This is a genomic window from Nonomuraea sp. NPDC049028 (assembly GCF_043197735.1).
Taxonomy (GTDB): Bacteria; Actinomycetota; Actinomycetes; order Streptosporangiales; family Streptosporangiaceae; genus Nonomuraea.
In genome coordinates this window covers 508,231-528,384 of sequence record NZ_JBICTR010000005.1, presented here as the reverse complement: position 1 = coordinate 528,384, position 20,154 = coordinate 508,231, and the positions used below count along the sequence as shown (strand labels likewise).

Genomic DNA, 20,154 nt, shown 5'->3' with positions numbered 1-20,154 from the left:
TCCAGGTAGATGACTGTTTGGGGGGTTACTGGCCCATCAGGGCGTTCTTGGCGTCGTTGAGCTCCACGGAGAACACGGCGAAGTCGCCGCGCGCGTGGCGGATGGTGTATTCGAGCGCGACACCGCTCTCGGTGCACGTGTTGCGGGCGGTCGCGAGCAGGGCCGCGGCCATGGGGACGCGCAGCAACTCGGCGAGCCGGTAGTCGGCGTTGACCGCGCCGATCGTCTCCCTGCCGCTCGCGGGGGACAGTCCGTACTTCACCCGCAGCAGGTCGTAGAGCGAGCCGGTCAGGTCCTCGTCGAGGATGCCGGGCACCAGTTCGGCGGGCAGGTGGGCGCTCTCCAGCATGCAGGGCGCGCCTTCGAGCAGCCGCAGCCGCTCGACGAAGACGATCTGCTCCGTCTCCCTGACACCGAGCGCCACGGCGACCTCGGCGCCCGCCTGTTGCAGATGGGCCTTGAGCACCTGCGTCGTCGGCCTGCGGCCGAGCCGCGCCATCGTCTCGGTGAAGCCGACCGGGCCCGCCCCCAGCTCGGGGGCCACGGCCAGCGGCGCGGTGTAGGTGCCGCTGCCCTGCCTGGCCACCAGCAGGCCCTCCTGCACCAGGTCGCCGATCGCCCGGCGGGCCGTCGCCCGGCTCACGCCCGCGTACGCCATGAGGTCCTTCTCGGCGGGGATGGGCGTGTCGGGCTCGCAGTCGCGGATGGCCGCCCTCAGGCGCTCGCGCAGTTGGTAGTAGAGCGGCACCACGGCTGACGGGTCGAGGGCCAGCCGGCGTTCCCAGTCGGTCATACGCTCACGTCCTAAGTTGTACGGACGACCGTATCTTTTCCGCTCGACCCGGATGGTGTCAACCACTCGTTGTGTATCGTGCTGAGGTCGAGCGCCGGTGGAGGGTCTGTGCGGGGCGTCATGTGTACGGTGATCTGCGCGTCTCTCGTGCTGGGCGGCGCGGAATCCCGGCCCCACGAGGACAACTCCCGCTCCGCTGCGACCTTGCCAAGCACCACCGCCAAGGTCGACTTCAACCGTGACGGTTTCGAGGACTACGCGGTCTCGGCCCCGGCGGGCACGGTCGGCCACATCCTCAAAGCCGGATATATCGCCATCTTGTATGGCGCGGCTGGGGGCGTAGATCCCGCTCGGCGCCGGATCCTGCACCTCGACAGCTCCAATGTGGCGGGCGATCCCGTGGCCGGGGACGCGTTCGGGGCCCGCACCGCCGCCGGTGACTTCGACGCCGACGGCTACACCGACCTGGCAGTCGGCTCGTACAACCCCTTCGAGCTGGACCGGCGGTTCGTCACCCTGCTGTGGGGCGGCAAGGACGGGCTGGCGCTGGGCACCCCGCTGGTCGACCCCCCGCGCACCGACGTCCCGCCGGACCTGGTCGACCGTACCGAGGGCCGGGAGCTGGCGGTCGGCGACTTCGACGGCGACGGCAAGGACGACCTGGCCGCCACCAGCGAGCGGGGGCTGGTGAACGTCTTCCACGGCCCGTTCCCGCGTGACGGCCGCCCGGCCCGCAAGGTCGTCCTGGACGGGACCTACGAGCAGCCGACCAGGCTGGTCGCCGGCGACCTGACCGGCGACGGCAAGGACGACCTGGTCACTACGCACGCCTGGGAGGAGACGGCCGAGCCGTCCCTGTTCTGGAAGGGCGGCCCGCAGGGGCTCGCCGGGCGGCCGAGCCGGCTGGACGCCGCCGCCACTGGCACTGTGGGCGACCTCGACGGCGACCACTACGGCGACCTGGTGCTGCGCGTCATCCCCAGCGGCTTCGTCGACACCCTGAAGGCCGACAAAGGCACCATCAAGGTCCTGTACGGCTCGCCGGACGGCCCCGGCCGCCGTACCCGCACCTTCACCCAGGACAGCCCCGGCGTGCCGGGGAGCGGCGCGCGAGGTGACCAGTTCGGCTTCGACCTGGCCGCCGGGGACGTGGACGGCGACGGATACGCCGACATCGCCGCGGGTGTACCCGGCAAGGCCGGCGGCGGCGCCGTGCTGCTGCTCAGAGGCGGCAGGAGCGGCCCGACCGGGGCGCGACTGTTCACCCAGGCCAGTCCGGGCATCCCGGGGACCGCCGAAGACGGGGACCGGTTCGGCGCCTCCGTCAGCCTGCGCGACCTTGACGGCGACGGCCGCGCCGACCTCGGCGTGGGCGCCCCCGGAGAAGACGGCGAAGCTGTGAAGACCGGCGCGGCGTGGGTGCTGCCCGGTTCACCCGGCGGCTTGACCACCGATGGCGCCCTCTCGTTCGACCCGGCCGCCATCCAGGCGTCCGACACGGGCTCCCACCTGGGAATGTGGTCCGCCAAATAGGGCCGACAGCGAGCTGCCCCGGCGTAGGCGCGGTCCGAAAGATCAGTTTCGGCTGAACCGACTTCCAAAGCCCCGCGTACCTACTCACGTCCGGACACGTGCCCCAGGAGGTGTCGTGGAGCTCAGCCTTTTGCGAGCGCAGGCGCACAGCCCTTCGTACTTCTCACTGCTGCGCGGATCATCGGGACAGCTTGCCCCGGTGGACTTCTGCATCCCGTGTAACCCTTACTTCCCGACCCCGGAAATATTCGAGCATCTCGGGAGGAACCTGGAGACGATCCTTAAGTTCTATCCGAGCGACGCGGACACGATCACCGCGGAGCTCTGCTCCACCCTCGGGCTCCACCCCAAGACGGTCGCGATGGGAAACGGATCCACCGAGCTGATCACCTGGATCGACCACCTGCTGGTGAAGGAGAGCCTGGCGGTGCCGATCCCCACCTTCGGCCGCTGGACCGACCAGCCCATGGAGACCGGGAAGCGGGTCGACATGTACCCGCTGATGGAGGGCCACAATTTCGGCCTCGACGTCAATGATTTCGTGCGCTTCGTCCGCATGCGCGGCTCCCGCGTGGCGGTGATCTGCAACCCCAACAACCCCGACGGCGGGTACCTGCCCAAGCACGAGGTCAGGCGCCTGCTCGACCTGCTCATCGACCTGGACCTGGTGATCGTCGACGAGTCGTTCGGCGAGTTCGTGGACGCCGAGCCGTATCCGGGCGTGGCCGCGGAGGCCGCGGTCCGGCCCAACGTGATCGTGCTCCGCAGCCTGGGCAAGAACTTCGGGCTGCACGGCATCCGGTTCGGCTACATGGTCGCCAACCCGGCGCTGGCCGGGAAGATACGCGACGCGCTGCCCAAGTGGAACCTCAACTCGTTCGCCGAGGTCGTGGTGTTCATGATGAAGCAGTGCCGACCCGAGTACCAGGAGAGCCTCAGGCGGCTCGCCCAGGACAGGCGGGCGATGTTCCACCAGCTCAGCGCGATGCCGGAGCTGACCGTCTACGCCTCGCAGGGCAACTTTCTGCTGGTGAAGCTGCCCCCGGGACATGACGGGGTGCCGCTGCGCGACCACCTGCTGTCCGAGCACGGTGTGTACGTCCGCGAGTGCGGCAACAAGCTGGGCACGACCAGCCAGTTCCTTCGCCTGGTGGTCCGGCCGCAGGAGGACGTACGGCGCTTACTGGTCGGCATGACCCAGTATCTGTACTCCGGCAGCCTGCACGAGATCCCCGTCACCGGCCTGCACCATCGAGCCGTGAACCCGTTGTCCGCCTGACTCACCGGCGGAAACCCCACATTCGTGGTGCCGCGCCCGTCCACCCGGGCGCGGCACCCGGCCCTACCCAGTAAGCCGACTGGACCGAGAAGGGACCGCGTCGCGGTGCGCATGAAACGCAAGATCTCCTACACCGCCGCCACGGGCACACTCGCCCTGCTCACGGCGTGCGGCGGCAACGACATGACCGGCCAGGACGGCAGAGCGGGCGGCGCGCTCGGCGCCGCCACGTCGGCCGCGTCACCGTCGGTCGTGTTCAACGACGCCGACGTCATGTTCATGCAGATGATGATCCCGCACCACGAGCAGGCGGTGGAGATGGCCGGCCTGGCGCCGTCCCGCGCGAGCGACATCGAGGTCACGGAGCTCGCCGAGAAGATCAAGGCCTCCCAGGAGCCGGAGATCCAGACCATGAAGGGCTGGCTGACGGCGTGGAACAAGCCCGAAATGTCCAGCCATGTGGGTCATGAGATGCCGGGTCTCATCTCCGAGGAAGCCATGGAGCAGCTCAGGAAGGCCAAGGGCAAGAAGTTCGACAAGCTGTTCGCCCGGCACATGATCGTGCACCACAACGGCGCGATCGAGATGGTCCGTACCCAGGAGGCTGAGGGGGCCGACCCCAAGGTCAAGAAGGTGGCCACGCACATGGCGACCCACCAGCGGGACGAGGTCGCCCAGCTCCAGACGATCGTCGACCGCCTCTGAGCCGGACGCTCATCCCACCGGGAAGCGTGTCACCCACCTGCGTTGCCACGGGGTCTCGACCGCCCGCCGGTTGTGGTGCTCCCGTGTCCAGGTGATCGCCTCAGCCGGGGACAGCCCGGACAGTACGGCCAGGCAGGCGATGACAGTGCCGGTACGGCCGACGCCATGTCCACAGGCCACCTCCACCTGGCGACCGGCCTTGGCCTGCTCGTGCAACGAGCGGATCAGGCCGACCGCGCCGTCGCGGTCGCGCGGCAGCAGGAAGTCCGGCCAGTCGATCCAGTCGTGCGGCCACGACAGCCCGGCCCCGCCACGCCGCCGCAACTTCGAGGTTCCCAGGTAGAGGCCGTAGTCGGGGGCGGGCCCGGTAGGCGGCGCGTCCAACAGGCCACGGCCGCGAACATAGGTTCCATCGGGGAGGCGGATCGCTCCCACAAGCTGCGAGTCGGTCATGTCCCCATTTTTGCCCCTCTCAGCCGACCAGGAGGTTGATACCGAGCATGCGCGCCCCCGTCTCGGTCCGCGGCTGGTGACGGCTGCCCGCGGCGAACACCACGTAGCTTCCCTCCCTGTACCGCGTCTCGCCCTCGATCACCTCGCCGCTGAGCACGTAGTAACGCTCCTCCCCCTCGTGTACGTCCACCTCGGGCCACTGCGTGCCGGGGGCGAAGTCGATGAGCCAGCCCCGCGCCAGCCCGGTCGCGGTGAGCCGCCGCCTGATGATGCCGGGCGCCACCTCCACCGGCTCCACGTCGTCGATGTGCAATGCCTGCCGGTCCGTTTCCATGCCGCCATCCTGGCGAGCGCGACGGGCATCCACCCAGTGCCAGAAAAGACGTCATGGAGTACTTTTCTGCCATGTCATCAGAGCATCGCGTCGTCGCGCTGGCCAGCCCGCCCCAGGCGACGTTCGAGCTGAGCTGCGCCGCAGAGGTGTTCGCCACCGTACGGCCCGGCCTGGCCCGCCCCTACGACTTCTGCGTCTGCGCCGAGACGCCGGGGCCGGTGCCCACCCTGGCCGGTTACTCGATCACGGTCACCGAGGGCCTGGCCGCGCTGGAGAGCGCCGACACGGTCGTCATCCCCGGCTGGCAGACCCGCACGGCCTCGGGGGCCGTACTCTCCGCGCTCCGCCAAGCGCACCGGCGCGGCGCGCGGATCGCCGCCATCTGCTCGGGCGCGTTCGTCCTGGCGCAGGCCGGGCTGCTCGACGGACGGCGGGCCACGACACACTGGCGGCTGGCGGCCGAGCTCGCGGAACGCTTCCCCGCCGTCCCAGTCGATCCCGACGTGCTCTACGTGGACCATGGCGACGTCGCCACCAGCGCCGGCACCAGCGCGGGGATCGACCTGTGCCTGCACCTCGTACGGACCGACCACGGCGCCGCCTACGCCGCGAAGGTGGCCCGCCACATGGTCATGCCGCCGCACCGGGAGGGCGGGCAGCTCCAGTACGCCATCGCGCCATCGCGCGGCCGGGCGCCCGACTCGCTCGCGCCCCTGCTGGAGTGGGCGGCGGAGCGGCTCGGCGAGCCACTGACCGTCGACGACCTTGCGGCCCGCGGCGGTGTGTCGACCCGGACGCTGGCCCGGATGTTCACCGCCCAGCTCGGCACCAGCCCCGGGCAGTGGGTGCTCGCCCAGCGGATCGCCGGGGCGCGGGCGCTCTTGGAGGAGACGGACCTGTCCGTGGACGCGATCGCCGCCCGGGTGGGCCTCTCCTCGGCCACGAACCTCCGCCGCCGCTTCAACGACGCCCTGCGCACCACCCCCGCCGCCTACCGGCGCGCCTTCCACCTGCGCACGCGGACCGAGCCACCGGCCTCAAGTGCGCGGGTGCGGCCGGAATAGGCCGGTCCAGGACGGGATCCTGTCTCAGCACGGCCACCTCCAGCTCCCGCAGCGGCTGGCTGGGCTGAATGCCCAGCTCGTCGACCAGGGTGCGGCGCAGCCGTTGGTAGACGGCCAGCGCCTCACCCTGCCGACCGGCCCGGTACAGCGCGAGCATCAGCTGCGCGTGCACCTGTTCGTGGAGCGGATGCTGCCTGCTCAGGTCCGTCAGCTCGGGGACGAGCTGCCGATCCTGCCCGAGGGCCAGCCGCGCGTCGATGAGGGCATGGCGCGCCTCCAGCAGCAACTGCTCCAGCCGCTGGGCCTGCTCGTCGAACCAGGCCAGCCCGGCCAGTTCGGCCAGCGGCGCGCCCCGCCACAACGCCACCGCGGCCCGCAGGCGGTCGGCCCGCACGTCCGGCGCCCCGGTCTCCATTCCCTGCCGGATGAGGCGCTCGGCGGTCTGGACGTCGGTGGCCTCCCGCTCGCCGAGGTCCAGCAGGTAACCGGGCCGGCGGGCCGTGATCGCCTCCCGGCGGCCGAGCACGCCGCGCAGGTAGGAGACGTGGGACTGCACGGTCGTGGCGGCCGAGGCCGGCGCCGTCGTACCCCAGACCGCCTCGACCAGGAGATCGACGCTGACCACGGCACCGGGCCGCAGCGCCAGCGCGGCGAGCACGGCCGTGCGGCGAAGCCCCCTCACCCTTCGCGGGACGTCGTCCACCAGCACGTCCACCGGCCCCAGCAGTCTCACCCGCATGCCTGTCCCCTTCCGCACCACCAGCCCCCGTCGTCTCATACCCCGTTCCAGCCTGGTTGGAGCTCCATTACAGCCCGTGATGGCACCCTGACGGAGTTTCCACCCAGGAGGGATCAACATGAGGGTGACCGTCAAACCCGGCCTGTCGGCCAGGACACGCATAATCAGGACAATCGCCGGGCTCTTCGCCCTGGTCATGGCCATGGTGGGCCTGGTGGCGACACCGGCCTCCGCCGCCGTCGCCCACACCATCTGCGCGCTCTCCCCGGGGAGCGCGGGCGTGTGGCGCTACGACGACGATGGCACCAGCTGGACGCAGATCGGCGGGCCCGCAGGGAAGCTGTACGGCGGCGGCTTCGGCCTGTTCGCCACGTCGCCCGACGGCAGCGGCATCTGGCGCTACCTGAACTCGCCCAACCTCTGGCAGAACGTGGGCGGCCCCGGCCTTACCTGGTCTGTCACCAAAAACGCCCTCTACGGCCTCGCCCCTGACCGCAGCGGCGTGTACAAGTGGAACGGCGCCGGCACCAGCTGGACCCAGATCGGCGGCCCGGCCAACTGGCTGTACGGCGGCGGCTTCGGCCTGTTCGCCACCTCCCCGGACCGCAGCGGCATCTGGCGCTACCTGAACTCGCCCAACCTCTGGCAGAACGTGGGCGGCCCCGGCCTTACCTGGTCCGTCACCAAAAACGCCCTCTACGGCCTCGCCCCTGACCGCAGCGGCGTGTACAAGTGGAACGGCGCCGGCACCGACTGGACCCAGATCGGCGGCCCGGCCAACTGGCTGTACGGCGGCGGCTTCGGCCTGTTCGCCACCACCCCGGACCGCGGCAGCATCTGGCGCTACCTCAACACGCCCTACGCCTGGCAGCTCGTCGGCGGCCCCGGTTGGGACTGGGCGGTCACCAACGGTGACATCTACGGCCTGAGCCCTGACCGCAGAGCCGTCTACAAGTGGACCGGCTCGGGCACCAACTGGGTCCAGGTCGGCGGCCGGGCCGAGCAGATCGTCCCCTGCCCGTAACGGGTGCCGTGCACACGAACCATGGGCTCGTGTGCACGGCACCACAGTCCGCGTGGGAATCACCAATCGCCGCCCAGCGCCTCCTTGGCGGCCGCGATGCGATCCTCGTTACGCCGGTAGAACACCCACTGCTTGATCTTCTTCCCGCGCACCAGCCCCGCCCCGCTGAGCACCTTCAGATGCCCGCCGCAGGTCGGCTGGCTCACCCCGAGCTTCTCCGCGATGAACAGCGAGCAGACCCCGTCCTCGACCAGGTCGCCGTCACGCTGCGGCCGGAAGTGCCGTTCGGGCTCGCGCAGCCACTCGAGGATCAGCAGCCGCTTGTCGTTGGCCAGCGCCTTGACCAGGTCCACATCCAGCACCAGGGCATTGTGGCAATTAGCTAACTAGCTGTCCAGCGGCCGGTCTCGCAGCCGGGCCTTCTGGATCTTGCCCGACCCGGTCCGGGGCAGCTCGTCCACCAGGTCGAAGTAGCGCGGGATCTTGTACCTGGCCAGCCGCCCGTCGAGGAACTCCCGCAGTTCGTCGGCGGTCACCGCCGCCCCGCCGACCACGAACGCCCGACCGACCTCGCCCCATGTCTCGTCCGGCACCCCGACCACGGCGACCTCGGCCACCGCCGGGTGCTCGAAGAGGACGCCTTCCACCTCCGCCGGATAGACGTTCTCCCCGCCCGAGATGAACATGTCCTTGACCCGGTCCACGATGTACAGGTGCCCCTCGGCGTCGAACGTCCCGACATCGCCCGAGCGCAGCCAGTCGCCCTCCGCGAACGCCGCCGCGGTCGCGGAGGGGTTCTGCCAGTAGCCGGGGGTCACGTTGGGCCCCTGGACGAGCACCTCGCCCCGCTCGCCGACGGCGGCGTCGGTGAGATCGGGCCGGACCACGCGTACGTCGGCGAAGAACACCGGCACCCCGGCCGAGCCCACTTTGCGCACGCTCTGCCCGGCCTCCAGGAAGGTCGCGCCCGGCGCCGTCTCGGTCAGCCCGTACCCCTGGCAGAACACCAGGCCCCGCTCCTGGTAGACGCGGATGAGCGCGGGTGGGATGGGGGCGCCGCCCGACATCAGGTTGCGCAGCGAGGAGAGGTCGGCCGTGGCCCAGCGCGGCGACCGGGCGAACGCGGCGAACATCGCGGTGACGCCGAACATCCAGGTGATGCCGTGCTTCTCGATGAGGTCGTAGCACCCGTCCACGTCCCAGGACGGCATGATCACCGAGCAGCCGCCCTTGGCGAAGGTGGGCAGCAACGTCTGGTTCAGCGCCGCGACGTGGAAGAGCGGTGCGCTGATCAGCGTCATCTCCTCGCTCGTGACATCGACGCCGATCAGCATGTTGTAGGTGTTCCACACCAGGTTGGCGTGGCTGAGCATGGCGCCTTTGGGCCGGCCCGTGGTGCCGGAGGTGTAGAGGATGAGCGCGATGTCGTCGAGCCCGACGCGTACGTCGATCGGCGCGGGATCACCCTCGGCGAGAAAGCTCTCGTAGTCCGACACCAGCAAGGGCGGAACCTCGGGAAGCGCCCCGACCACCTCGGCGCACTCAGGCGCGTGGATCAGCACAGACGGCTCACAGTCGCCCAGCATGTAGGCGATCTCGGGCGCCGCCAGCCGGAAGTTCAGCGGCACGAAGATCCCGCCGAGCAGGTGCGTGGCGAACATGGTCTCCGCCAGAGCCGGGTGGTTGGTGCCCAGGTAGGCGACCCGATCCCCCGGCCGCACCCCGGCCTCGCGCAGGCGCGCGGCCAGCTTCGTCGTACGCGTGTGCACCTCGGCGTAGGTGACCGCCCGCCCCTCGAAGACGAACGCCGTACGGTCCGGCGTCATCTGGGCCCGGCGAGCCGGCCACCCTCCCACTCCCGCGTTGTTCATGGGCGTACGGCCTCCCGCGTCGGTAAGTCGCCGTGATCGCGAGGCTAGGCAGCACGATCACGCCCGTCAACAGCGTCGGTCGGCAATTTCCCAACCTGAGTCAGAGTTTTGCCGACTGTGACGGATCCGTCTACCCTCTTGCTGTGATGCTCGGCGAAGGAGACGTGCTGACAGCCCGTCCGCAGTCCCTGATGTTCAGCTTTCTCGGCGTCTACGTGCTGGGGCGCGACACCGCCGTCTATTCGGGCAGCGTCATCGACGTCTTCGCCCGGCTCGGCGTCACCGAGGAGGCGGTGCGCTCGACGCTCACCCGCATGGTCAAGCGCAACCTGCTGGCCCGGCACCGTCAGGGGCGCAGGATGTACTTCGGGCTCACCGAGCACGCGGCGGAGGTGCTCGACGACGGGCGCCGCCGAGTCTGGGAGACCGGCGCGGTCAACCGCGACTGGGACGGCGCCTGGACCCTGGTGGGCTTCTCGATCCCCGACAGCCGGCGCAGCACCCGGCACGACCTCCGCTCCCAGCTCATCTGGGCCGGGTTCGGGCTGCTGCAGAGCGGGCTGTGGATCGCGCCGGGCGCCAAGGACGTCGCGGGCATCCTCGCCCCGCTCGAACTCGGCGATCACATCACCGTTCTGACGGCGCGGGCCTTCGAGCCGACCGAGACGGCCGACCTCGTACGCAAGGCGTTCAGCACCGAGCGGATCGCCGCCCGCTACCGGGCCTTCCTCGACCGCTGGGACACCCCGCGCCCGCTCCCCTCGGCGGCCGACGACCTGGCCCGGCAGCTCCTCCTGCACACCGACTGGCTGCAGCTGGTCCGCCAGGACCCGCACCTGCCGGCCGAACACCTGCCGGCGGACTGGCCGGCGATCCGGGCCGAGCAGGTGTTCCGCGCCCTGGCCCGCGACTACGCGCCGAGCGCCAGGGCGCTGGCCGACACCGTGCTGGACGAACTGGCGCTCACCCCGGCCGAGGTGAGCTGAAGCGATCAGCGGGTGCCGGCAGCCGCCCGGCGCTTGGTCCACACGTCGAAGGCGACCGCGGCCAGCAGGACGGCGCCCTTGACGAGCATGACCCGCTCACTCGGCGCGCCGACCAGCGACATGCCGTTGTTGATGACGCCCATGATCAGACCGCCGGTCACCGCGCCGACCACCTTGCCGACGCCGCCCTGTACGGCCGCGCCGCCGATGAACGCCGCCGCGATGGCGTCCAGCTCGAAGGAGTTACCCGCCGTGGGCCCCGCCTGGTTCAGCCGGCCGGCGAAGATGATCCCGGCGAGCGCGGACAGGACGCCCATGTTCACGAAGATCCAGAAGACGACGGACTTGACCTTGATGCCGGACAGCAGCGCCGCCTGCAGGTTGCCGCCGATGGCGTAGATCCGCCGGCCGAACACGGCGCGGTTGGTCACCAGCGAGTAACCCAGCACCAGCGCCGCGAGCAGGATCAGCACCCAGGGCAGGTTCTTGAACCTGGCCAGCTGCACCACCACGGCGAGGATGACGGCGGCGGCCGCGGCGATGCGGAGCAGGAAGATCGGCAGGGGGTCCACGCTCTGGCGGTAACCCAGCCGGGCCACCCGGCTGCGCCACTGGCTGACGGCCATGCCGGCCACCGCCACCAAACCGAGCAGCAGGCTGAACAGGTCGGCGCCGCCCAGCGGGCCGAGCCCGATGTTGCCCAGATAGCTGTCGGTGAAGCCGTTCGACAGCGTACGGACGGCGTCAGGGAAGGGCCCGATGCCCTGGTTGCCCAGCACGGTCAGCGTGAGCGCGCGGAACAGCAGCATGCCGGCCAGCGTCACGATGAACGCCGGGATGCCGTAGTAGGCGATCCAGAACCCCTGCCACGCGCCGATGAGCCCGCCCGCGACCAGCGTGATGACCAGCGCCAGCGGCCACGGCACGCCGTAGTTGACCATCAGCACGGCGGCGATGGCCCCGGTGACGGCCACGACGGAGCCCACCGACAGGTCGATGTGCCCGGCGATGATGATCAGGATCATCCCGATGGCCAGGATCAGGATGTAGGAGTTCTGGACGATGATGTTGGAGATGTTCTGCGGCTGGAGCAGCGCCCCCTTGGTGAGGAAGGCGAACAGCACGACGATCAGCGCGAACGCGACATAGATCCCGCTCTGCCGTACGTTGAACGACAGCCACGATGATTTGCCCGCTTCCCGCGGCGGAGGCGGCTCCTGCCCGGTGGGCGCCGGCCCCGCGGCGGTGGATGAGGTACTGCTGCTCATCGGATCTCGTCCTGTCCTTTCGTCATGTACTGCATGAGGCCCTCCTGCGTGGCCTCCTCGCGCGGGACCTCACCGGTGATCCGGCCGGCCGACAGCGCGTAGATCCGGTCGCACAGGCCCAGGAGTTCCGGCAGCTCCGATGAGATGACCAGAATGGCCTTACCGTCGTCGGCGAGCTGGTTGATGATCGAGTAGATCTCGTACTTGGCCCCGACGTCGATGCCCCGGGTCGGTTCGTCCAAAATGAGCACGTCGGCGTCCGTGAAGATCCACTTCGACAGGACGACCTTCTGCTGGTTGCCGCCGCTGAGCTTGCCGGTGACGCTCAGCACGCTGGGCGCCTTGATGTTCATGCTCTTGCGGAACCCCTCGGCGACCTGGTGCTCCTCATTGTCGTTGACCCAGCCACGGCGGGCCAGCTTCCCGAGCGCGGCGGCGGAGACGTTCCGCTTGATGTCCTCGATCAGGTTGAGGCCGTACCTCTTGCGGTCCTCGGTGGCGTACGCGATGCCGTGGCGGATCGCGTCCTGCACCGACTTGATCTCTATCTGCCGGCCGTTCTTGTAGATGCGGCCGGAGATGTCGGTGCCGTAGGAGCGGCCGAAGACGCTCATGGCCAGCTCCGTACGACCGGCCCCCATGAGCCCCGCCAGGCCGACGATCTCGCCCTTGCGCAGGGTGAGGCTGGCGTTGGAGACCACCACCCGGCCCCGCTGGGCCGGGCTGTGCACCGTCCAGTCCTCGATGCGCAGCGCCTCCTCGCCGACGTTCGGCTCGTGCGGCGGGAAGCGGTGCTCCAGGGCGCGGCCGACCATGCCGGAGATGATGCGGTCCTCCGTGACGTGGTCGGTGACCATGTCGAGCCGCTCGATCGTCCGGCCGTCGCGCAGGATGGTGATCGAGTCGGCGATGTCGATGACCTCGTTGAGCTTGTGCGAGATGATCACGCAGGTGATGCCCTCGTCACGCAGGCCGCGCAGCAGGTCGAGCAGGTGCGCCGAGTCCTCGTCGTTGAGCGCCGCGGTCGGCTCGTCGAGGATGAGCAGGCGCACCCGCTTGGACAGCGCCTTGGCGATCTCCACGAGTTGCTGCTTGCCGACCCCGATGTCGGAGATGAGCGAGACGGGGTTCTCCCGCAGCCCGACCCGGTTCAGCAGCTCACCCGCCTCGTGGTTCGTCCGGTTCCAGTCGATCAGGCCGCGAGTGGCCTGCTCGTTGCCGAGGAAGATGTTCTCGGCGATGGACAGTTGCGGGCACAGGGCCAGCTCCTGGTGGATGATGACGATCCCGCGGTGCTCGCTGTCACGGATGTCGGCGAACCGGCACGGATCTCCCTCGAAGAAGATCTCGCCCTCATAGGAACCGTGCGGGTAGACGCCCGACAGCACCTTCATGAGCGTGGACTTGCCCGCGCCGTTCTCGCCGCAGATCGCGTGGATCTCGCCCTGTCGTACGGACAGGTTGACGTCTTGCAGCGCCTTTACTCCGGGGAAGGTCTTGGTGATCCCGCGCATCCGCAGGATGTCATCAGTCATGACGTCAGCCCAGCTGAGACTTGGTGTAGTAGCCGGTGTCGACGAGTTCCTTCTCGTAGTTGGTCTTGTCGACGATCAGCGGCTGGAGCAGGTACGACGGCACGACCTTGTTGCCGTTGTCGTAGTCCTTGGTGTTGTTGACCTCGGGCTTGCCGCCCTTGAGCACGGTGTCGGCGATCTTCACGGTCACGTCGGCCAGCTGCCGGGTGTCCTTGTAGATGGTGGAGTACTGCTCACCCGCGATGATCGACTTCACCGACGCGAGCTCGGCGTCCTGACCGGTCACGATCGGGTACGGCTGGCCGGAGGTGCCGTAGCCGTTGCTCTTGAGCGCCGACAGGATGCCGATCGACAGGCCGTCGTAGGGCGACAGGACACCGTCGACCTTGGTGCCGCCGCTGTAGGTCTTGGTCAGCAGGTCTTCCATGCGCTTCTGCGCGGTGGCCGGGTCCCAGCGCAGGATGGCGACCGTCTTGAAGTCGGTCTGGCCGCTCTTGACGGAGAGCGTCTTCTTGTCGATGTACGGCTTGAGCACCGACATGGCGCCGTTGAAGAAGAACGTCGCGTTGTTGTCGTCGGGCGAACCGGCGAACAGCTCGACGTTGAACGGGCCCTTGGCGCTGCCCGCGGAGCCGTCGGCGTTGAGCAGCTTCAGCCCGACCAGCAGCGACGTGGCCTGCTGCACGCCGACCTTGAAGTTGTCGAAGGTGGCGTAGTAGTCGACGTTCGGGCTGTTACGGATCAGCCGGTCGTAGGCGACGACCGGGATCTTCTTGTCGGCCGCCTCCTGGAGCTGCGTGGTGATGGCCGTGCCGTCGATCGAGGCGATGATCAGGAGCTTGGCGCCCTTGGTGATCTGGTTCTCGATCTGGTTGACCTGGGTCGGGATGTCGTTCTCGGCGTACTGCAGGTCGACCTTGTAGCCGAGCTTCTCCAGGCTGGTCTTGACGTTGTCGCCGTCGTGGATCCAACGCTCGGACGACTTGGTCGGCATCGTCACGCCGACCAGGGCGCCGGCCGAACCGGCCGAGGCGCTGGCGGCGGCGTCCTTGTCGACCGTCTTCTCGGCCGAGCCGCACGCGGTCGCGACCGTGGCTAGCGCCAGGACGGAGACCACGGTCGCGAATCGTGGAAATCTCATGTTTCTCCTTGCGGAAATGGGGAGGTGCCCGTGCGTCACGGGAGACAGCCGATCCCGCGAGTGTTATCGCTAACATTTCCGGTGTCAAGCGCAGCCGATAACGTAGACGTAACACAACCTTCACGGTTGAAGTGGCCCTGGGCCTGCGGCGCGGGCCGATCGCGGGCGGATGCCCGGTGGGCTCGGCGGGTTCGTGGACCTAGAAGTCACAGGCCAGCAGCGTCAGCCGGAAGGCCGGCCACCCCCCGAGCGTCGGCGCGGCAGCGCGGCGTTCATGTGGGACAGAAACTGACCTCTATGCCCTCTAGCGTCGGGCTACCCGCTTCAAAGGAGAGATCATGGCCGTTCCCGAGGGCTACACCACTGTGACGCCGTTCGTCGCCTGCCGTGACAGCGCCCGGTTCATCGACTACGTCAAGGAGGCGTTCGGCGCCGAGGAACTCGGCCGGGTGACCGATGAGAAGGGCCGCATCGGTCACGCGGAGGTCCGGATCGGCGACGCGGTGGTGATGATGTTCGACGCCGTGCCGGACTGGCCGCCGACGCCCGCGTTCCTGCGCCTGTACGTGGACGACGCCGACGCGGTGCACCGGCGGGCCGTCGCGGCCGGTGGCACCTCGGTGACCGAGGTCACCCACCTGTACTGGGGCGACAAGGTGGGACGGGTGCGCGACCCGCTCGGCAACCTGTGGTGGATCCAGACCCGCGTCGAAGAGGTCGGGCCGGAGGAGCTCGAGGCGCGCCTCAGCGACCCGGTGTTCGTCAAGGCGATGGAGTATGTCCAGAGCGCCGACTTCTTCGCACGCTGACGGCTATCGCCGGGATCCAGGTGGTACACACTGTGGGGATGGAGTTCTTCTGCTACCACCGCGATCGGCCCGGCTCGGTGGCGCTGCGCGACGAGCTGCTGGAGGAGCACTGGTCCTACATGGACGGGTACGCGAAGGAGATGATCGCCCGCGGCCCGACCTTCGCCGCCGACGACGACGAGACGCCCACCGGCAGCGTGCACATCCTCGACCTGCCGGATTCCGCCGCCGCCCGCGCGTTCGCCTTCGACGAGCCCAACTACCAGGCCGGCGTCTACCGTGACGTGCTGGTGCGCCGGTGGCGCAACCTGCTGGGACGCACCATGTGGGACTTCCCCGGTGGCCGGACCGGTGGCAGCAAATACCTGGTGCTCGGCCTCGGCTCGGGGCAGGCCGCCGATCTCACCGTGCCGCCCGGCCGGGACGAGCTGATCGCGTACGGGCCGCTGCTGGCCGACGACGGCACCACCTGGCTGGGCACGGCGGCGCTGCTCCGGGCGCCGGACCAGGACGCCGCACGCGCCATCCTGACGCCGGACCGGTACGCCGACATCGAGGTCCACGACTATGACTTCGGCGGGCGGCCGGACAGCTGGCCGACGGTTCCTCAACCGCCTGCCCCTCCGGCGACTCCTCGACCGTCTGCCCCGCGGTCATGACCGCGCAGTCCCCCGCCGCACCGCTCTCGACCCTCGGACCGAGGCTGATCAAGGCCGAGATCCTCGTGGTGTTCTCCGTCTCGCTGGGGGCCAGCGGCCTTCTGGCGCTCGTCCGGCTGATCGGCGCGCTCACGGCGCCCGAGCAGCTGAAGGGTCAGCAGGCCGTGCTCGTCCGGTCGCTGGCTCCGGGGCGGCCCTGGCTGGACCTGACGTTGCAGCTCGTCGACATCGCGATCAGCGTGGCCCCGGTCGCGCTCGTCGCCTACCTGCTGGTCCGCTCCGGCGAGTCGATGCGGACCATCGGCGTCGACCTCCGCGAGCCGCGCCGCGACCTGGTGCGCGGCGCCCTGCTCGCGGCCGCGATCGGCGGATCCGGGCTGGCCTTCTACCTGGTCGTGTACGCCATCGGGATCAACCTCTCGGTGGTCGCCGGGCAGCTGCCCGACGTGTGGTGGCGGATCCCGGTCCTGCTACTGGCCGCCGCGCAGAACGGCGTGCTCGAAGAGGTGCTCGTCAGCGGCTACCTGCTGCACCGGCTGGAGCAGGCGGGGTGGGCGCCCTGGCGCTCCGTCGTGGTGGCGGCGCTGCTGCGCGGGTCGTACCACCTCTATCAGGGGTTCGGGGGTTTCGTCGGGAACGTGGTGATGGGGCTGGTGTTCGGCCGCCTGTACCAGCGCTGGGGCCGGGCCATGCCGCTCGTCGTCGCGCACACGCTCATCGACGCCGTCGCCTTCGCCGGCTACGCCGCCCAGCACGGCAAGGTGAGCTGGCTCCCCTGAGCCCGCTCACCCGAGCGAGAGCAAGCCGGCTCCCCTGAGCCCGCTCACCCGGTCGAGAATCCGACGATCTCGCCGAAGTCCACCTGCTGGAGGGCCCGCTGGCCGAGGGCGTACCCGGACTCGTAGAGTCCCTGGCCGATGTAGGCCAGCCGCGCGCTGCCCTTGTCGTCGCGGGCGCCGTCGGCGTTGTACGACACCACGGGGATCCCCGCGTCCAGCGCCTTGGCGACCGGCTCGCGGAAGGCGGCCTTGTCCACCACGGCCACCGCGAGCCCGTCGGCCTTGGCCGAGATCGCGGTGTTGCAGGCGTTGACCATCTCGGCCACGATCGAGTCCTTCGAGCCGGTCCACTGGAAGTCGGTGCCGAGCAGGGCGCACGCGTCCTGCGCCCCGTACTGGGTGGGGGTGAAGAACGGGTTCGTGGTGACGTGGCAGACGAGCACGAACTTCCACTTGGGCGTGGCCGGGAAGTCTCCGGGAGCGCCCGAGCCGCCGGGCGACCGGGTTGAGGTTGAGGGTTTCGACTGCCTCTTCGACCTTGGGAGGGATCTTTTCCATGTGCTCGACCTCTAGTTCCTGACGGATGGGTCCAGGGGTGATCGCTTCCCCCCGTCAGCACGCCCAATGAAGAAGCTAAGAGGTTTTCGGAGTGTGTCAATGGGCCATCCTTGACTGACCTGCCGGGAGTGTTGGTTAATCCTTTATTTCCGACCGGTAAACTCCCCTTTGCAGGGGTTACGATCTACGTGACACGCGGGGCGGGTGTGTTGAGACGAGCCTCGTGGGGACGTACTCATGTCATGCCTTGCCGACGCGCACCGACCTCTGGGAGACCCGATGACATCGCCCGCAGACGCGCTCCGGGGAAGCGGAGATCCGGAGATCGAGCGCCTGCTGGCGCAGTTCAACGCCGACGTCGCGCAGGTGGAGCAGCTCAGGGACCGGATCACCGAGGTGCGCGGCCGGGGTGAGGCGGCGGACGGGCGGGTGGTCGCCGAGACCGCGCCGACCGGCGCGCTCGTGGGCCTCACGATCGACCCGCGCGCCATGCGGCTGGGCTCCGACGAGCTGGCCGCCGCGATCCTCGAAGCGGCCGAGGCCGCGGCGCGCAACGCGGAGGAGGAGATGACCGACCTGGTCGATCCGTTCATCGCGGACACCGTGCTGGGGTCGACCCGTCGCCCCCGGGACAGCCGGTAGCCGGCTGATCTCCCATGGCCATCAGTCCCGCACGCGGTGCGATCTATGGCGTCGGCGCGGTCGGCATCGGCGCCTTCGTGTTCAAGATGCTCGCGGTCGACTACCCGGACGGCGATCCGGCGAAGGCTCGACAGGCCGCCGCCGTCTGGGCGCGGCTCGCGGACCGGCTGGAGCAGAGCCAGAACCGGACCTACCCGTTCGCCGAGGCGGTGTGGAAACGCAACGGCGGCGAAGGGATCGAGGCCTACAAGAAGGCCGTGACCGCCGGGCTCTATCCGAACCCTCCCGCGCTGGGCTACGCCGACAAGCTCGCCCAGCGCTGCCGGCAGAACAGCGAGGCGTGCCTGGAGTACGCGGAGGTCATCGAGAAGGCGCAGCACGCGTACTGGACCCTCGCCCTGGCCAACCTCGCCAGTTTCATGTTCATCACCACCTTTCCCTGGCAGGCCGGGGCCGCCTACCAGCTCACCCAGTTCCTCATGCGGCGGGCCGAGGCGGGCCTGCTGGCGAAACTGCTCGAACACAACATCGCCAAGATCGTGCTGAGCAAGCTCACCGAATACAGCATCGGCAGCGCCTTCTTCGCGGTCGGCGACGTGGGCGTGGTGGCCGGGGTCAAGGCGCTGCGCGGCGAGGACCCGGGCTCGTGGGGCGACAACGGGAAGCAGATGCTGAAGGAGTTCACCGCGTCGGTCGCGTTCTACGGCGCGTTCGACGCCGCCATGCCGGCGGCCAGAGCGGTGAGCAAGAACGCCGACGTGCAGTATTTCATCAGCCGGATGGTCGGCGGATCCACCTACGGCCCCACGTACGACGCCCTGAACGGGGAGAGCGGCACGGACCTCATCCCCACCTGGAAACAGACGCTCGGCAGGGTGCTGCTCTATTTCACGATGGCCCACAAACCAGCGGGATGACGCATGGCTCCTGAACCTGACCCCAAGCCGCCGGAGCGGCCGGAGACCGTCACCATCACGCCCCCCGGCGGGGACTACGACTCACTCCAGGAGATCGCCCAGCGGCTCTTCGAGGACCCCTCACTCTGGGAGAGCATCTACCAGGCGAACCGCGACGTCCTCGACAGCCCCTACGACGTGCGGCCGGGCATGCGGCTCCGCCTGCCGATGGAGATCTACCCGGGTCACATCAGGGCAGCCGCAGGGGGCTTCGACACCGAGAAACACGACCTCGGCGAATTCGTCAACGCCGCGGCGGCGGAGCTGAACGCCATCGGCAACTTCTGGGGCGACGACAAACTGGGGACCACCTTCCTCAAGGGCGAAGGCGGCCGCGTGGGCTACGAGGCCGTGTCAGGTCAGATCATCGAGGGCATCGACGCCCTCCAGGACGCCCATCACGAGATCCCGAAGCGCCTGCGGCTCGTGGCCGACCGGACCGAGGTCACCGACTGGGAGAACGTGACCACCGTCCTCGCGGCGCTGCCCACCCCTGACCCCGATCGGCCGATCTGGGGCGAGCCACACCGTTAAGGGGAAGGTCAGGACGAGCGCGACAGCACCGAGCGGACGGCCTCCGGGGTACGGCCGACGACGGCCGCCCCGTCCCCAGCGGTGATGATCGGGCGCTGGATGAGCATCGGGTGGCTGGCCAGCGCCTTGATCCAGCGGTTCCGGTTGGCCGCGTCGCGCGGCCAGCCGGCGATGCCGAGGTCGGTGGCCGTGGCCTCGCCGAAGCGGGTGATGTCCCACGGTTCGAGGCGCAGCCTGGTGAGCACCTCGCGCAGCTCGAGCTCGTTGGGTGGGTCGTCGAGGTAGCGGCGAATGGTGTAGTCGGCGTTCTCGGTGTCCAGGAGTTCGAGCGCGGAGGTGCACTTGGAGCAGTCGGGGTTGATCCAGATCTCCATGCTGACTTCCTTTGGGGATGCGAGGAGCGCGGAGCCATCCGGCAAGGCGTCCCATGGAAAAACAGGGGGCGCACTGGACGTGGCCAACCCCCTATTTCACTAGCAAGTGTTAGCCATT

At 69.2% G+C, this 20,154-nt stretch carries 23 protein-coding genes; 12 read left to right on the top strand and 11 right to left on the bottom strand.

Annotated features, from left to right (window positions below):
• Positions 1–25 precede the first annotated feature (25 nt).
• Positions 26–793 (bottom strand): GntR family transcriptional regulator, encoded by a 768-nt coding sequence (locus ACGFJ2_RS22045; RefSeq protein WP_393470918.1) that lies wholly within the window; start codon positions 791–793, stop codon positions 26–28.
• Positions 794–901: 108 nt separating this feature from the next.
• Here ACGFJ2_RS22045 and ACGFJ2_RS22040 point away from each other — a divergent pair, with 108 nt between their 5' ends.
• The 3 genes from ACGFJ2_RS22040 to ACGFJ2_RS22030 all read left to right on the top strand — a co-directional run bounded on the left by ACGFJ2_RS22040 (position 902) and on the right by ACGFJ2_RS22030 (position 4,310).
• Positions 902–2,326 (top strand): FG-GAP-like repeat-containing protein, encoded by a 1,425-nt coding sequence (locus ACGFJ2_RS22040; protein WP_393470915.1) that lies wholly within the window; start codon positions 902–904, stop codon positions 2,324–2,326.
• Positions 2,327–2,441: 115 nt separating this feature from the next.
• Positions 2,442–3,605 (top strand): pyridoxal phosphate-dependent aminotransferase, encoded by a 1,164-nt coding sequence (locus ACGFJ2_RS22035; RefSeq protein ID WP_393470912.1) that lies wholly within the window; start codon positions 2,442–2,444, stop codon positions 3,603–3,605.
• A gap of 111 nt (positions 3,606–3,716) precedes the next feature.
• Positions 3,717–4,310: a DUF305 domain-containing protein gene (locus ACGFJ2_RS22030; RefSeq protein WP_393470909.1), complete on the top strand. Its 594-nt coding sequence runs from the start codon at positions 3,717–3,719 to the stop codon at positions 4,308–4,310.
• Between the two features lie 9 nt (positions 4,311–4,319).
• Here the strand turns inward: ACGFJ2_RS22030 and ACGFJ2_RS22025 are convergent, their stop codons facing one another.
• Both ACGFJ2_RS22025 and ACGFJ2_RS22020 read right to left on the bottom strand, forming a co-directional pair.
• On the bottom strand, positions 4,320–4,763 hold the full coding sequence (locus tag ACGFJ2_RS22025) for a protein-tyrosine phosphatase family protein (RefSeq protein ID WP_393470907.1): 444 nt from the start codon (positions 4,761–4,763) through the stop codon (positions 4,320–4,322).
• 19 nt (positions 4,764–4,782) lie between these two features.
• Positions 4,783–5,097, bottom strand: a complete 315-nt coding sequence (locus ACGFJ2_RS22020) for a cupin domain-containing protein (RefSeq protein ID WP_393470904.1) — start codon at positions 5,095–5,097, stop codon at positions 4,783–4,785.
• A gap of 71 nt (positions 5,098–5,168) precedes the next feature.
• Here ACGFJ2_RS22020 and ACGFJ2_RS22015 point away from each other — a divergent pair, with 71 nt between their 5' ends.
• Positions 5,169–6,161 carry a GlxA family transcriptional regulator gene (locus ACGFJ2_RS22015; protein WP_393470901.1) on the top strand — a complete coding sequence of 331 codons (993 nt, stop codon included), beginning with the start codon at positions 5,169–5,171 and terminating at the stop codon, positions 6,159–6,161.
• Here ACGFJ2_RS22015 and ACGFJ2_RS22010 read toward each other — a convergent pair.
• On the bottom strand, positions 6,058–6,900 hold the full coding sequence (locus ACGFJ2_RS22010; RefSeq protein WP_393470898.1) for a BTAD domain-containing putative transcriptional regulator: 843 nt from the start codon (positions 6,898–6,900) through the stop codon (positions 6,058–6,060). The two genes, ACGFJ2_RS22015 and ACGFJ2_RS22010, sit on opposite strands and share 104 nt — an antisense overlap.
• Positions 6,901–7,018: 118 nt before the next feature.
• Here ACGFJ2_RS22010 and ACGFJ2_RS22005 point away from each other — a divergent pair, with 118 nt between their 5' ends.
• Complete coding sequence (locus tag ACGFJ2_RS22005; protein WP_357939215.1) at positions 7,019–7,924, top strand: hypothetical protein; 906 nt, start codon at positions 7,019–7,021, stop codon at positions 7,922–7,924.
• Between the two features lie 59 nt (positions 7,925–7,983).
• On the opposite strand, the gene ACGFJ2_RS22000 is transcribed toward ACGFJ2_RS22005, so the two are convergent.
• Together ACGFJ2_RS22000 and ACGFJ2_RS21995 are read right to left on the bottom strand one after the other, a co-directional pair.
• Positions 7,984–8,286, bottom strand: a complete 303-nt coding sequence (locus ACGFJ2_RS22000; protein ID WP_357939213.1) for a metalloregulator ArsR/SmtB family transcription factor — start codon at positions 8,284–8,286, stop codon at positions 7,984–7,986.
• 24 nt (positions 8,287–8,310) lie between these two features.
• Positions 8,311–9,795 (bottom strand): long-chain fatty acid--CoA ligase, encoded by a 1,485-nt coding sequence (locus tag ACGFJ2_RS21995; RefSeq protein ID WP_393470894.1) that lies wholly within the window; start codon positions 9,793–9,795, stop codon positions 8,311–8,313.
• 164 nt (positions 9,796–9,959) lie between these two features.
• Here ACGFJ2_RS21995 and ACGFJ2_RS21990 point away from each other — a divergent pair, with 164 nt between their 5' ends.
• Entirely contained in the window at positions 9,960–10,781 is an 822-nt protein-coding gene (locus ACGFJ2_RS21990; RefSeq protein WP_393470891.1) for a PaaX family transcriptional regulator C-terminal domain-containing protein, read from the top strand.
• A gap of 5 nt (positions 10,782–10,786) precedes the next feature.
• Here the strand turns inward: ACGFJ2_RS21990 and mmsB are convergent, their stop codons facing one another.
• From mmsB to chvE, 3 genes are read right to left on the bottom strand one after another with little or no spacing between them, the layout of a single operon-like run.
• Positions 10,787–12,049, bottom strand: coding sequence for a multiple monosaccharide ABC transporter permease (gene mmsB, locus ACGFJ2_RS21985; RefSeq protein WP_393470888.1), 1,263 nt, complete (start codon positions 12,047–12,049; stop codon positions 10,787–10,789).
• The gene (gene mmsA / locus ACGFJ2_RS21980) at positions 12,046–13,584 is read right to left on the bottom strand and encodes a multiple monosaccharide ABC transporter ATP-binding protein (protein WP_357939207.1); all 1,539 of its coding nucleotides are present in this window, start codon (positions 13,582–13,584) and stop codon (positions 12,046–12,048) included. The genes mmsB and mmsA overlap by 4 nt, the downstream gene beginning before the upstream one ends.
• A 4-nt stretch (positions 13,585–13,588) precedes the next feature.
• The gene (gene chvE / locus ACGFJ2_RS21975) at positions 13,589–14,725 is read right to left on the bottom strand and encodes a multiple monosaccharide ABC transporter substrate-binding protein (protein ID WP_357939205.1); all 1,137 of its coding nucleotides are present in this window, start codon (positions 14,723–14,725) and stop codon (positions 13,589–13,591) included.
• A gap of 338 nt (positions 14,726–15,063) precedes the next feature.
• Here chvE and ACGFJ2_RS21970 point away from each other — a divergent pair, with 338 nt between their 5' ends.
• The 3 genes from ACGFJ2_RS21970 to ACGFJ2_RS21960 are packed head-to-tail and all read left to right on the top strand — an operon-like array spanning position 15,064 to position 16,972.
• Positions 15,064–15,534, top strand: a complete 471-nt coding sequence (locus tag ACGFJ2_RS21970) for a VOC family protein (protein ID WP_357939203.1) — start codon at positions 15,064–15,066, stop codon at positions 15,532–15,534.
• Between the two features lie 38 nt (positions 15,535–15,572).
• The gene (locus ACGFJ2_RS21965; RefSeq protein WP_357939201.1) at positions 15,573–16,193 is read left to right on the top strand and encodes a YciI family protein; all 621 of its coding nucleotides are present in this window, start codon (positions 15,573–15,575) and stop codon (positions 16,191–16,193) included.
• Positions 16,190–16,972, top strand: a complete 783-nt coding sequence (locus ACGFJ2_RS21960) for a CPBP family intramembrane glutamic endopeptidase (RefSeq protein ID WP_393470883.1) — start codon at positions 16,190–16,192, stop codon at positions 16,970–16,972. The genes ACGFJ2_RS21965 and ACGFJ2_RS21960 overlap by 4 nt, the downstream gene beginning before the upstream one ends.
• Positions 16,973–17,016: 44 nt before the next feature.
• On the opposite strand, the gene ACGFJ2_RS21955 is transcribed toward ACGFJ2_RS21960, so the two are convergent.
• On the bottom strand, positions 17,017–17,415 hold the full coding sequence (locus ACGFJ2_RS21955; protein ID WP_393470880.1) for a substrate-binding domain-containing protein: 399 nt from the start codon (positions 17,413–17,415) through the stop codon (positions 17,017–17,019).
• A 394-nt stretch (positions 17,416–17,809) separates the two neighbouring features.
• Between ACGFJ2_RS21955 and ACGFJ2_RS21950 the strand changes: the two genes are divergently transcribed.
• The 3 genes from ACGFJ2_RS21950 to ACGFJ2_RS21940 are packed head-to-tail and all read left to right on the top strand — an operon-like array spanning position 17,810 to position 19,662.
• Entirely contained in the window at positions 17,810–18,172 is a 363-nt protein-coding gene (locus ACGFJ2_RS21950) for a YbaB/EbfC family nucleoid-associated protein (RefSeq protein ID WP_358200636.1), read from the top strand.
• Between the two features lie 14 nt (positions 18,173–18,186).
• Positions 18,187–19,089: a hypothetical protein gene (locus ACGFJ2_RS21945; RefSeq protein WP_358200628.1), complete on the top strand. Its 903-nt coding sequence runs from the start codon at positions 18,187–18,189 to the stop codon at positions 19,087–19,089.
• 3 nt (positions 19,090–19,092) lie between these two features.
• Positions 19,093–19,662, top strand: a complete 570-nt coding sequence (locus tag ACGFJ2_RS21940; protein ID WP_358200621.1) for a hypothetical protein — start codon at positions 19,093–19,095, stop codon at positions 19,660–19,662.
• 8 nt (positions 19,663–19,670) lie between these two features.
• On the opposite strand, the gene ACGFJ2_RS21935 is transcribed toward ACGFJ2_RS21940, so the two are convergent.
• Positions 19,671–20,036 (bottom strand): ArsC/Spx/MgsR family protein, encoded by a 366-nt coding sequence (locus ACGFJ2_RS21935; protein ID WP_357939188.1) that lies wholly within the window; start codon positions 20,034–20,036, stop codon positions 19,671–19,673.
• Between the last annotated feature and the right edge of the window lie 118 nt (positions 20,037–20,154).

Bases quoted from the DNA above. Each gene is read 5' to 3' on its own strand.
- ACGFJ2_RS22045 (WP_393470918.1), bottom strand. From the start codon at position 793: ATGACCGACTGGGAACGCCGGCTGGCCCTCGACCCGTCAGCCGTGGTG.
- ACGFJ2_RS22030 (WP_393470909.1), top strand. From the start codon at position 3,717: ATGAAACGCAAGATCTCCTACACCGCCGCCACGGGCACACTCGCCCTG.
- ACGFJ2_RS22025 (WP_393470907.1), bottom strand. From the start codon at position 4,763: ATGACCGACTCGCAGCTTGTGGGAGCGATCCGCCTCCCCGATGGAACC.
- ACGFJ2_RS22020 (WP_393470904.1), bottom strand. From the start codon at position 5,097: ATGGAAACGGACCGGCAGGCATTGCACATCGACGACGTGGAGCCGGTG.
- ACGFJ2_RS22015 (WP_393470901.1), top strand. From the start codon at position 5,169: ATGTCATCAGAGCATCGCGTCGTCGCGCTGGCCAGCCCGCCCCAGGCG.
- ACGFJ2_RS22010 (WP_393470898.1), bottom strand. From the start codon at position 6,900: ATGCGGGTGAGACTGCTGGGGCCGGTGGACGTGCTGGTGGACGACGTC.
- ACGFJ2_RS22005 (WP_357939215.1), top strand. From the start codon at position 7,019: ATGAGGGTGACCGTCAAACCCGGCCTGTCGGCCAGGACACGCATAATC.
- ACGFJ2_RS21995 (WP_393470894.1), bottom strand. From the start codon at position 9,795: ATGAACAACGCGGGAGTGGGAGGGTGGCCGGCTCGCCGGGCCCAGATG.
- mmsB (WP_393470888.1), bottom strand. From the start codon at position 12,049: ATGAGCAGCAGTACCTCATCCACCGCCGCGGGGCCGGCGCCCACCGGG.
- mmsA (WP_357939207.1), bottom strand. From the start codon at position 13,584: ATGACTGATGACATCCTGCGGATGCGCGGGATCACCAAGACCTTCCCC.
- chvE (WP_357939205.1), bottom strand. From the start codon at position 14,725: ATGAGATTTCCACGATTCGCGACCGTGGTCTCCGTCCTGGCGCTAGCC.
- ACGFJ2_RS21970 (WP_357939203.1), top strand. From the start codon at position 15,064: ATGGCCGTTCCCGAGGGCTACACCACTGTGACGCCGTTCGTCGCCTGC.
- ACGFJ2_RS21965 (WP_357939201.1), top strand. From the start codon at position 15,573: ATGGAGTTCTTCTGCTACCACCGCGATCGGCCCGGCTCGGTGGCGCTG.
- ACGFJ2_RS21960 (WP_393470883.1), top strand. From the start codon at position 16,190: ATGACCGCGCAGTCCCCCGCCGCACCGCTCTCGACCCTCGGACCGAGG.
- ACGFJ2_RS21950 (WP_358200636.1), top strand. From the start codon at position 17,810: ATGACATCGCCCGCAGACGCGCTCCGGGGAAGCGGAGATCCGGAGATC.
- ACGFJ2_RS21945 (WP_358200628.1), top strand. From the start codon at position 18,187: ATGGCCATCAGTCCCGCACGCGGTGCGATCTATGGCGTCGGCGCGGTC.
- ACGFJ2_RS21940 (WP_358200621.1), top strand. From the start codon at position 19,093: ATGGCTCCTGAACCTGACCCCAAGCCGCCGGAGCGGCCGGAGACCGTC.
- ACGFJ2_RS21935 (WP_357939188.1), bottom strand. From the start codon at position 20,036: ATGGAGATCTGGATCAACCCCGACTGCTCCAAGTGCACCTCCGCGCTC.